Below are 10,765 nucleotides of genomic sequence, written 5' to 3' on the forward strand. Positions count from 1 at the left end.
TTCCCTCTATTTCCCGCTGCTGAGTTCCTTGATCCGATCGCGCAGCCATGCGGCGTGTTCAAATTCGAGCAGCTTGGCGGCCGCCTTCATTTCCCTGGTCAACTGTTCGATCATCTGTTTTCGTTCCGTGGCGGTCAGGCGTTTCCGTTTCTTTCCGCTCCCGGATTCCTCTTTCCGGGTGCTGATTTCCAGAATGTCGGAAACACCCTTGATGATCGTTTTCGGCGTGATGCCGTGTTCCCGGTTGTACTGCATCTGGATGTCCCGCCTGCGCTGTGTCTCCCGGATGGCGGCTTCCATGGAAGGGGTGACGGAATCCGCGTACATGATGACCTGCCCGTTCGCGTTTCGCGCCGCGCGCCCGATGGTCTGGATCAGCGAGCGTTCGCTGCGGAGGAAACCCTCCTTGTCCGCATCGAGGATCGCGACGAGGGAAACCTCCGGGATATCGAGCCCCTCGCGCAGCAGGTTGATGCCGACCAGCGTGTCGAATTCCCCGAGCCGCAGGTCGCGGATGATCTCCATGCGCTCGATGGTGTCGATATCGTGATGCATATAGCGCACGCGGATGCCCATCGAGTCCAGATAAGCGGTCAGGTCCTCCGCCATCTTTTTGGTCAGCGTCGTGACCAGCACGCGCTCTTTCTTCGCGGTTCTCAGGTTGATTTCCGAAATCAAGTCGTCGATCTGCCCGTCCGTCGGCTTCACGATGATCTCCGGGTCGACCAGCCCGGTCGGGCGGATCACCTGCTCGACGATCTGGGCCGACTTTTCCTTTTCGAGATCACCCGGCGTCGCGCTGACAAAGACCGCCTGATTGATATGCCGGTAAAACTCGTCGAAATTCAACGGGCGGTTGTCATAGGCGGACGGAAGGCGGAATCCGAAATCGATCAGCGTCTCCTTGCGCGCGCGGTCTCCCGCGTACATGGAGCGGACCTGCGGCAGCGTGACGTGGGACTCGTCCACGAACAAAATAAAATCCTTCGGGAAATAGTCGAGCAAGGTAAACGGAGAACTGCCGGGCGCGCGCCCGGAAAGAATTCGTGAATAGTTTTCAATCCCCTTGCAAAAACCGATTTCCCCCAGCATTTCCATATCGTATCTGGTGCGTTCCTGAATGCGCTGCGCCTCGATCAGCTTGTTCTGGCTTTGAAACAGCGCGACGCGTTTCTCCATTTCCCGGTTGATCTCTTCGATGGCACGATGCATTTTTTCCTTTGGAACAATATAATGGGATGCCGGGTAAATCGCAATGTGCTTTAAATCGGACTTGATGTCTCCGGTCAGCGGGTTGATCTCCCGGATCCTGTCGATTTCATCCCCGAAGAACTCGATCCGGACGGCGGTGTCGTTGGACTGAACGGGGAAAATCTCCACGACGTCCCCGTGAACGCGGAATTTATTGCGGATGAAGTTGACGTCGTTTCGCTCATATTGGATTTCCACCAGCTTTTTCAGCAGTTCGTCCCGGTTCTTCTTCATGCCCGGACGAAGGGAAATGACCATGGTGCGGTAATCGATCGGGTCGCCCAGGCTGTAAATGCAGGATACGCTGGCAACGATGATCACGTCCCTGCGCTCCGAGAGTGCGGAAGTCGCGGAGTGCCTCAGCTTGTCGATCTCATCGTTGATCGCGGAGTCCTTTTCAATGTAGGTGTCCGTCGTCGGGATATAGGCTTCCGGCTGATAATAATCGTAATAGCTGACAAAATACTCCACGGCGTTTTCCGGAAAAAATTCACGGAATTCAGAGCAGAGCTGGGCGGCGAGGGTTTTGTTGTGGGCCAGAACCAGCGCGGGGCGGTTCATCTGCGCAATCACGTTCGCCATGGTGAACGTTTTGCCGGAGCCGGTCACGCCCAGCAGGGTCTGCTCCCGGTCTCCTTTGTGGAGGCCGTCCACCAGCCGGCAAATCGCCTTCGGCTGGTCGCCGGTCGGCTGATATTTGGAAACCAATTTGAAATCCATGTTTTTACTCCAGTTCCGAGTTGAAGAGCTCCGGCATCAGCTTGCTCTGCGCGATGGACAGATAATCGTTGCCGCTGACAATAATATGGTCGATCAGCCGCACCTCCACGGTATCGAGCGCCTCGTAAACCCAGCGCGTCGTGCTCAGATCCTGCTTGGACGGCAGACAGCTTCCGCTCGGATGGTTATGGGACAGAATCGCGTAAGAGGCGTCGTACTGCACGGAAAGCCTGACGATTTTTTTGATATAGATATTGGCGGAGTTGACGGATCCCTCGTCTACGACGTCGCAGAAAAGGATCCGGGTCTTACTGTCGAGCAGCATTAGGACGACGACCTCGTTCTGCCGGCCGATGAATTTGTTGACCAGCCGCTTTCCCGCTTCATCATAGCTGTAAATGACGATCTTGTCTCTGTCAATATCTTCCTGGTACCGGCGGCAGATCTGCGGGATCAGCTTGATCAGCGTCGCGGCGGATCTTCCGATCCCGTCCACTTTCAGAAGCTCTTCATACGGCGCGTCGAAAGTGCCGGACAGGGAACCGAATTTCTGAAGAAGCTGATGCGCGATCGGATTGGTGTCCTTGAGCGGGATTGCGTAATAAAGAAGAAGCTCCAGAATAGAATGAGGCTGAAAAGAATCCAATCCGTTTTTCAGGAACTGACTTTTTACCCGTTCCCTGTGTCCGCCATGCAAGGATTTTGCTTCGGGCTGTTTTCGATTTTCATCAACGGGCTTTTTCTCCAAAACAGCCGCTCCCTTTTTCACGAATCAGCTTTTCCTGCTTCCCGGCTTCACGGGCGCCGGGGCTCCCGCTTTACACAAAGGGCAGTCCCGCGGTTCCCATGACTCGACTTCCAGTGAGACGACCGCCTGATACGGCACACCGAAATCGATTTTTCCTCCCGTGCGGTCCACGATGGAGCCGATGCCGGCGACTGCGCCGCCGCTTTGCCGGACCAGCTCCATCACTTCCCGGACGGAACCGCCGGTTGTGACGACATCCTCCACAATCAGCACGCGCTGCCCCGGATGGACGGCAAATCCCCGGCGCAAGGCCATTTTTCCGTCTTCGCCGCGCTCGGTAAAAAAATTCTCGCAATGAAGCGCGCGGCTGACCTCGTAGGCCATCTGCACCGCGCCCATTGCCGGGCCGATCACGACCTCGATTCCGTCTTTTTGATACTTTTCGGCAAGAGCGGCGCAGAGCTCTTCACTATATCTGGTATTGCGGAAAACCTTCGCGCATTGAAGGTATCGGTTGCTGTGGCGTCCGGAAGTCAGCTTGAAATGCCCTTCCAGCAGCACGCCCGCCTCCCTGAAAATTTCCAAGGCCCGTTCCTGAGTCATCTATCGAATCTCCTTTGTGCTTTGCAGTTTTTTTCTATTATATACTAAAATAATTTTTTTGAAAAGCCTTTTCGCCTTTTCGGTCCTCCCAAATCATGCTATAATCGATTCCAAAGTCTATGATTTGCAGGAGAACACACACATGAGAAAAACAATGATCATCGGCGCAAACGATGCGGGACAGCGCCTGGATAAATTTCTGACGAAATCCTTTCCGAACCTGCCGCAGTCCATGCTGTACAAAAGCATCCGGAAAAAGGATATCAGGCTCAACGGCAGGCGATGCGAAATCTCGGCCCGGCTCTCGGAAAACGACGTGCTTTCCATGTATCTGAAGGACGAATTTTTGCAGAAGGAACCGAAGGAATATGATTTTTTGAAAGCGCCCAACCGGCTGAACATCGCCTACGAGGACCAAAACCTTCTTGTTTTGGACAAGCAGCCCGGGCTGATCGTCCACCCGGACGAAACCTATCATTTCGATTCCCTGATCGCAAGGGTCCAGCACTATCTTTACGAAAAGGGAGAATACGACCCTGACGCGGAAAATTCCTTCGCCCCGGCTCTGATCAATCGTATCGACCGCAATACGGGCGGCCTTGTGCTGGCGGCGAAAAACGCGGAAACGCTTCGCATCATGAACGAGAAGGTGAAGCAGAGGGAGCTGCAGAAGCTCTATCTCTGCGTCGTCTGCGGCGTTCCGCAGAAAAAGGAAGCCACGCTGGAAGGATATCTGCAAAAGAACGAAAAGCAGAACCGGGTCTATATTTCGGACGGGCCGACGCGCGACGCGCGGATGATCCGGACAAAATACCGGGTTCTGGCGCAGCGGAGAGCGTTCAGCCTGCTGGAGGTCGAGCTGCTGACCGGCCGGACCCACCAGATCAGGGCGCACCTGGCCTCCATCGGGCATCCTCTGGCTGGGGACGGAAAATACGGAACGAACGCCCAAAATAAAGCCTCCGGCTTTCCCTATCAGGCGCTTTACTCCTATAAGCTGAAATTCCGGTTCACGTCGGACGCCGGAATCCTGGAGTACCTGAACGGAAAGGAAATCGAGGCAAAGGACATCTGGTTTTTAAAGGAGTTTTACCGGTTCCCCGAAGCGGACGGCCGGAACAGGGAGGAAACGAAATGCTGACGAAGGAAGGATTTGACCGGTGGGCGGGGGATTACGAAACGCCGCCCGGACTTTTTGATCCGGGCGGCGTTTTTCATGTATTCCTATCGACCTGATGGAATTTTTTGAGATTCCCCGTCTTTTCGCTCCGCTTTTCCAGTTCCGTTTCCACTTCCTCCAACGAAATTCCTTCATTGGCCATCAGTACGGTCAGATGATAAAGCAAATCGGAAATTTCTGAAACCGTGTCGGAATTTTTCCCGTTTTTCGCCGCGATGATCACTTCGCTGCACTCTTCCCCGCACTTTTTCAGGATCTTGTCCAGCCCTTGCTCAAACAGATAACAGGTATAGGAACCTTCGAGATGCTCCTTCTTGCGGTCCAGAACGGTTTGGTACAGGTTCTGCAATGCGTCATTCATTGGTGTCCCTCCAGATTTCGTTGAAAAAGCAGCTGTGGGAACCGGTATGGCACGCGGCGCCGGTCTGATGGACGACAACCAGAAGCGTGTCGCTGTCGCAGTCCCCCAGAATGCGTGTCACTTTCTGCACATGGCCTGAGGTGGCGCCCTTGTTCCACAGTTCCCCGCGCGAACGGCTGTAAAACCACGTGTATCCCGTTTCCAGAGTCTTCCGCATGGACTGCCGGTTCATGTAAGCAAGCATCAACACCTCGCCGGTCTCCGCCTCCTGAACGATCGCCGGGAGCAGATCCGCCTTTTGAAAAAAAGGCTCGATCGCATCCTCCGGAATCTCGGTCCGATACAGATTCACTTTGTTTCAATCTCCTTCTGTCTTTCCGCAGAGAGCAACCGCTTCCCTCAGATCGAGGCCACCGGAATAAAGCGATTTGCCGCAGATCGCCCCATACAGTTTTAAATCCCGGAGATCCTTGATATCTTTCAGGCCACTGACGCCGCCGCTCGCGATAATCCGGCAGGAAACACTGTTTTGAAGCTGTTTCAGCATCGAGAGGTTCGGGCCCGTCAGGGTTCCATCTCTGGAGATGTCCGTAAAGATAATATACTTTACGCCCACCAGCTCCATGTGTTTCGCCATGCTGAGATAATCGATAGAGGAAGTTTCGGTCCATCCTTTCTGTGCGACCATCCCGTCCCTCGCGTCGACGCCGACGGCGATCCTGTCCCCGTATTTTTCCACCGCCGAAACGACAAGTTCGGGGCTGGTCACCGCGGCCGTTCCGAGGATCACCCGGGAAATGCCGTTTTTCAGATAAAAATCAACAGTTTCCATATCCCGGATGCCGCCGCCGACCTCCAGCCGGAGCCCCGACGTTTTCCGAATGCGGAACATCAGGTCCGCGTTCACCGGCTTCGCGGCCTTCGCCCCGTTCAAATCGACGACGTGCAACCATTCGGCTCCGGCCTCCCGAAACGCGTGCGCCGTTTCCAGCGCGTCCTCGGCGACGCGGCGGGCCGTGCTGTAATCGCCCTGAAACAGGCGGACGCACTCCCCGTCCTTCAAATCAATTGCCGGCAAGAGTATCACAGCAGTTCCTCCAAATTATAAAGTTCCTTTTGTTGAAAGAGTGCCTTGCCCGGTAGGCGAAACCGCAAGGCGCATGGCATGCCCCGCCGCCTTGAAGAGAGCTTCCGTCTGGTGATGCGCGTTGGTCCCGTATTTTACCGAAGCATGGAGAGTGATCCCGGCGTTCATGGCAAACGCTCTCATGAATTCCTCCGTCAGACAGGAATCGTAATCGCCGATCCGGTCCTGGCGGAAGTCGGCGCCAAAGACAAGAAAGGGGCGCCCGCTGATATCGACGGCGGCAAATGCAAGCGCTTCGTCCATCGGAACATAGAAACTTCCGAAGCGCGCGATTCCGGACCGGTCCCCCAGCGCCCCGGCAAACGCCCTGCCCAGGACAATGCCCGTATCCTCCACCGTGTGATGCCCGTCCACATTCAGGTCGCCGGAAACCGCGATTTTTAAGCCGAAGCCTCCGTGTACCGCAAACGAATTCAGCATATGGTCAAAAAAGCCGATCCCCGTTGAAATTTCCACTTTCCCGCCATCCAGGTTCAACTGCACGGAGCAGTCGGTCTCTTTTGTCTTTCGGATCTGTTCGGAAGTCCTCACGGCGTGCGCCTCCCTTTTATAATACCGCTTCAAGCCGACGGATCAGTTCCATGTTTTCTTCCGGGGTGCCGGCGGTAATCCGAAGGTAATCCCCCATATACCGGACGACGATCCCCGCTTTCATCAGGCCCTCAAAAACACGCCTGCTTCCTGCGGCGCCGATCAGCGTGAAATTGGTCACGCTGTCATAGACATGGATTTGGCTTGGATGACGGGCCTCCAGAGATTTCAGCATGGTAAAAAGCTCTTTTTGCGATGCCTGGATTTCCGCAAGGCCGGAACGGATCCAGTCCCTTTCCCTCAGCACAACGGAACCGATTTTCTGTGAACACGCGTTGACATTGTAAGGGGATTTGACGGCGCGGATTGCTGCGGTCAGCGCCGGGTTCGCGACCGCGAAGCCCAGGCGGAGCGCGGCCATTCCGAACATCTTGGAGCAGGTCCGGAGAAGAATCAGATTATCGTACTGTTCCGCTTCGCGAATCAGGGACTGATCCCAGAAATCCATGTACGCCTCGTCCAGAACGACGAGCGCGTCGACACTGCCGACCAGCTTCCGCACCTCTTCCCTTGTGAGTCCCCGCCCGGTCGGATTGCAGGGATTCGAGAAGACCAAAGCCCTGACGCCGCTTCCCCGAACAGAAGCAATCAGCTCATCCGGATCGACGGAAAAGTCCGGATTTTTGGGGTATTCCAGACACTTTGCTTCATTCAGGTAGCCGTAAAAGCGGTACATGGAAAAGTCGGGGGAAAGCGTCATCACGGGATCGCCATTCATTATGAAAGCGCCGAGAATGACGGAAATCAGCTCGTCGGAACCGTTTCCGGCGGTGACGTTCGATCGATCCACGCCGTAGTAATCGGCAAAAGCGGCGCAGAGCTCCTCCGCATAAGGGTCGGGATACCGGTTGAACGCAGCGCTTGCCGCGGCATTTCTGATTTTTTCAAGGATTTCCTCCGTCGGACGCCGAAAGGATTCGTTCGCGTCCAGGCGGATCGGATACCGGCCGGTGACCGGCTCATAGGGCTTCAGGTCTCTGATTTTCGAGTTCAGACGATACGCCATCGGAATCCCTCACTTCAATTGAATTGGCGTGCGCGGTCAGGCCCTCCGTCCGGGCAAGCGTGATGATATCGCTTTTTGCCGAATTCAGAGCTTTTGGGGTATAGTACAGAAAACTTGACTTTTTTACAAAACTGTCCACGGAAAGCGGGGAACAAAACCGCGCGGTTCCGCTTGTGGGCAGCACGTGGTTTGGCCCCGCAAAATAGTCGCCGAGCGGTTCCGGGGAGTATTCGCCGAGGAAAACCGAACCCGCGTTGTCAATTCTTCCCAGGTATTCCATTGGCCTTTCAACACACAGTTCCAGATGCTCCGGGGCAAGCTCGTTGGCAAAGGCGACGGCGTCCTCCATGTTTTTACAAACTACAACGGCCCCGTAGTTTTCCAGGGATTTTTCGATCAGCTCCCGGCGGGAAAGCGCTTGAATCTGGCGGGAAATCTCCGCGACTGTTTTCTCCGCAACGCTTCGGGAGGTCGTCAGAAGAACCGCGGAAGCAAGGACGTCGTGCTCGGCCTGCGACATCAGGTCGGCGGCCAGAAAAACGGGATTCGCGGTTTCATCCGCCAGAATCAGGATCTCGCTCGGCCCGGCAACCATGTCGATCCCGACCGTGCCGTAAAGCTGTTTTTTGGCCGTCGCGACATAGATGTTTCCCGGTCCGACGATCTTATCGACCGTCGGAACCGTTTCGGTCCCGAACGCCAGCGCGGCTACCGCCTGCGCCCCGCCGATCTGAAAGATCCGGTCCACGCCCGCCGTATAGGCCGCCGCCAGGATGTTCGGATTCGGTTTTCCGTTTTTGCCCGGCGGCGTCGCCATCACGATCTCACCCACTCCGGCGATTTTCGCGGGGATCGCGTTCATCAGCACGGAGGAAGGATACGCCGCCGTGCCGCCCGGAACATAAATGCCGACGCGCCTGAGGCCGCGGACCCGCTGTCCCATCATCACGCCGTCCGGGCCGGTCGTAAACCAGCTCTGCTGCTTCTGCCGTTCGTGGAAATCCCTGATATTCGCCGAGGCGCGGTCAAGGGCAGCGAGGAAGGCGGGTTTGCAGCCCTGCGCGGCGGCCTTCATCTCTTCCCTGCCGAGTTTCAACGGTTCCGGGATCGAACCGTCGAACTTCATGGTATATTCGCGAACCGCCGCGTCGCCGCGCTCCCGGACCTCCGCAACGATCTCCGCGACGGTCTGTTCGATCTCCGGGCTTGACTTGCCCCCGCGCCGTTTCAGCTGAGCAATCAACTCCCTGCCGGCATCACCGTTTCCGTCCAGAATCTTCAGCATATTTTTTCCTCCCTTTCGCGGGAAGACGACCGGTGAATGAACTGTTCCATCCGGCCGGTCAGGGTCTCGATCTCCGTTTTCCTGAGTTTCATGCTCGCCGCGTTGACGATCAGCCGCGCGGAAACATCGCAGATGGTTTCGATCACCGCAAGCCCGTTTTCCCTCAGAGTCGTTCCCGTCTCGACAAGATCGACGATTGCGTCGGCAAGGCCGAGGAGCGGGGCCAGCTCGACGGACCCTTCGATCCTGATGATCCGGACGTCCATCGCCTTGCTCTCAAAATAATTCCGCGCGACCCGGGGATATTTCGTCGCGATGGTCTTGGCGGAATACCCGCTGAAAAAATCAACATTTTTCGGACCGGCTAAAGCAAATCTGCACCTGCCGAAGCCTAAATCCAACACCTCATAAAAGCTTCCGCCTTTTTCAAGGATCGTATCTTTGCCGACCACGCCGAGGTCGCAGACGCCGTATTCCACATAGGTGATAACGTCCGCCGCTTTCGCAAGGACGACTTCCATTCCGTCTCCGACCGGAAGGATCAGTTTCCTTCCCTTGTTCCGGACCGCCGAGCAGTCGCAGCCGATTTTCTCAAGAAGGCCGACCGTGCTGTCTTCCAGCCTGCCCTTTGTCAGGGCGATTCTCAGTGGTTTCATCTTTTCCCGCCTTATATCAGATTGATCGTCTTCACGGTTTCGCCGACAAAATCGATCCGTTTGATTCCGCTTGTCTGCGCATAAGCGATCGCATCGTCCTGCGTTTCGAACACGCTGGTTTCGCAGTGCAGCCCCTTTGAAATCAGATCGGAGGCATATTCGAGGGCCTTGACCTCGCAGCCTGCGTCCCCGTGGACCAGAATGTCCATCGGGAGAACCGGGCAGACATTTCCCCGGTCCAGCAGGGTCTTGGCAATCGCGTCCACGTTCACGGCGAATCCGATGGCGGGCATCGGCTGACCGAAGTGCCCCAGCAGATTGTCGTAACGGCCTCCCAGCAGAACGGCGTCGCCGAATTCCTCCACATAGGCGCTGAACACGATGCCGGTATAGTAGTCGTTTCTCTGTACCAGTCCCAAATCGATCATCAACTGGCCGCTCTGTTCCAGCTCGGAAAGAGATCGATATACTCCCCGCAGATAGTCAAGGATGCCGGCAAGCCTCTCATCGCCGCACAGATGCGAAGCGCGGTCGAACACTTCCTCGCCGCCGAAGAGCCTTGGCAGTTCCCGCAGCGCGAGCACGTCCCTGCTCTCCGGCAGTCCGTCCAGAATGCCGTTCAGGCGGGCGTAATTTTTCGTTTCGATCGCGCTTCGAATCTCTTCCCTCAGATTTTCCCCGGCTGGAATCCGCCCGGCAAGGGTACGGAAAAATCCGGCGTGGCCGATTTCCAGGCGGTATCCAGGCAAGCATTTTCCCAGCGCTTCCAGCGCCGTCGCAATCACGTCAAGGTCGGCACGGAGTCCTGAGGCGCCCAGAAGCTCGATTCCGGTCTGTACGGATTCGTCGCTTCGGCCGGTCAGCCCCGGATTGTTCCGATAGATCGGCTGCGTATAGTACAGCCGGATCGGTTTCGGCAGATTTTGAAGCCGGGTCGCGGTCAGGCGCGCGATCGGCAGCGTCGAGTCCGGACGCATGACGATCAGCCGCCCGTGCTTATCCGACATTTTGTACATGACGTCCTGGGAGATGCCTGAAAAATCCGGATCAAAAACATCATAAAACTCCAGCCCCGGGGTTACCACCTCATGAAACCCGCGGGAGGAGAAGACATCGCCGATCGTTCTTTCAATATATCTTCTTGTCAGGCACTCTTCAAATAAAAAGTCCTTGGTGCCCTCCGGCGTGATCCTGTCATTTTTCTTCATGAATGCGCT

The 10,765-nt window shown here is 56.1% G+C and carries 12 protein-coding genes; 1 reads left to right on the forward strand and 11 read right to left on the reverse strand.

The window, feature by feature from the left end:
• Positions 1–6 precede the first annotated feature (6 nt).
• The 3 genes from uvrB to pyrE are packed head-to-tail and all read right to left on the reverse strand — an operon-like array spanning position 7 to position 3,322.
• The gene (gene uvrB / locus EQM14_RS08075; RefSeq protein WP_128742467.1) at positions 7–1,971 is read right to left on the reverse strand and encodes an excinuclease ABC subunit UvrB; all 1,965 of its coding nucleotides are present in this window, start codon (positions 1,969–1,971) and stop codon (positions 7–9) included.
• Between the two features lie 4 nt (positions 1,972–1,975).
• On the reverse strand, positions 1,976–2,740 hold the full coding sequence (locus EQM14_RS08080; RefSeq protein ID WP_128742468.1) for a JAB domain-containing protein: 765 nt from the start codon (positions 2,738–2,740) through the stop codon (positions 1,976–1,978).
• A gap of 3 nt (positions 2,741–2,743) precedes the next feature.
• Positions 2,744–3,322 (reverse strand): orotate phosphoribosyltransferase, encoded by a 579-nt coding sequence (gene pyrE, locus EQM14_RS08085; RefSeq protein ID WP_128742469.1) that lies wholly within the window; start codon positions 3,320–3,322, stop codon positions 2,744–2,746.
• A gap of 142 nt (positions 3,323–3,464) precedes the next feature.
• Between pyrE and EQM14_RS08090 the strand changes: the two genes are divergently transcribed.
• Positions 3,465–4,463: an RluA family pseudouridine synthase gene (locus EQM14_RS08090; protein ID WP_128742470.1), complete on the forward strand. Its 999-nt coding sequence runs from the start codon at positions 3,465–3,467 to the stop codon at positions 4,461–4,463.
• A 73-nt stretch (positions 4,464–4,536) separates the two neighbouring features.
• Here EQM14_RS08090 and hisE read toward each other — a convergent pair whose 3' ends face one another.
• From hisE to hisZ, 8 genes are read right to left on the reverse strand one after another with little or no spacing between them, the layout of a single operon-like run.
• Positions 4,537–4,863 carry a phosphoribosyl-ATP diphosphatase gene (gene hisE / locus EQM14_RS08095; RefSeq protein ID WP_128742471.1) on the reverse strand — a complete coding sequence of 109 codons (327 nt, stop codon included), beginning with the start codon at positions 4,861–4,863 and terminating at the stop codon, positions 4,537–4,539.
• The gene (gene hisI / locus EQM14_RS08100; protein WP_128742472.1) at positions 4,856–5,215 is read right to left on the reverse strand and encodes a phosphoribosyl-AMP cyclohydrolase; all 360 of its coding nucleotides are present in this window, start codon (positions 5,213–5,215) and stop codon (positions 4,856–4,858) included. Before hisI ends, hisE begins: the two co-directional genes overlap by 8 nt.
• Positions 5,216–5,221: 6 nt before the next feature.
• Positions 5,222–5,950 carry a 1-(5-phosphoribosyl)-5-[(5-phosphoribosylamino)methylideneamino]imidazole-4-carboxamide isomerase gene (gene hisA, locus EQM14_RS08105; RefSeq protein WP_128742473.1) on the reverse strand — a complete coding sequence of 243 codons (729 nt, stop codon included), beginning with the start codon at positions 5,948–5,950 and terminating at the stop codon, positions 5,222–5,224.
• A 15-nt stretch (positions 5,951–5,965) separates the two neighbouring features.
• Positions 5,966–6,541 carry an imidazoleglycerol-phosphate dehydratase HisB gene (gene hisB, locus EQM14_RS08110; RefSeq protein WP_128742474.1) on the reverse strand — a complete coding sequence of 192 codons (576 nt, stop codon included), beginning with the start codon at positions 6,539–6,541 and terminating at the stop codon, positions 5,966–5,968.
• A gap of 16 nt (positions 6,542–6,557) precedes the next feature.
• Positions 6,558–7,607 (reverse strand): histidinol-phosphate transaminase, encoded by a 1,050-nt coding sequence (gene hisC, locus EQM14_RS08115; RefSeq protein ID WP_128742475.1) that lies wholly within the window; start codon positions 7,605–7,607, stop codon positions 6,558–6,560.
• Positions 7,561–8,892, reverse strand: coding sequence for a histidinol dehydrogenase (hisD, locus tag EQM14_RS08120; RefSeq protein ID WP_128742476.1), 1,332 nt, complete (start codon positions 8,890–8,892; stop codon positions 7,561–7,563). The genes hisC and hisD overlap by 47 nt, the downstream gene beginning before the upstream one ends.
• A complete protein-coding gene (gene hisG, locus EQM14_RS08125) occupies positions 8,886–9,548 on the reverse strand; it encodes an ATP phosphoribosyltransferase (protein ID WP_128742477.1) in 663 nt (220 codons plus the stop codon). The genes hisD and hisG overlap by 7 nt, the downstream gene beginning before the upstream one ends.
• A gap of 11 nt (positions 9,549–9,559) precedes the next feature.
• Positions 9,560–10,756: an ATP phosphoribosyltransferase regulatory subunit gene (gene hisZ, locus EQM14_RS08130; protein ID WP_128742478.1), complete on the reverse strand. Its 1,197-nt coding sequence runs from the start codon at positions 10,754–10,756 to the stop codon at positions 9,560–9,562.
• Between the last annotated feature and the right edge of the window lie 9 nt (positions 10,757–10,765).

Origin of the sequence: Caproiciproducens sp. NJN-50 (assembly GCF_004103755.1) — a bacterium.
GTDB lineage: Bacteria > Bacillota > Clostridia > Oscillospirales > Acutalibacteraceae > Caproicibacter.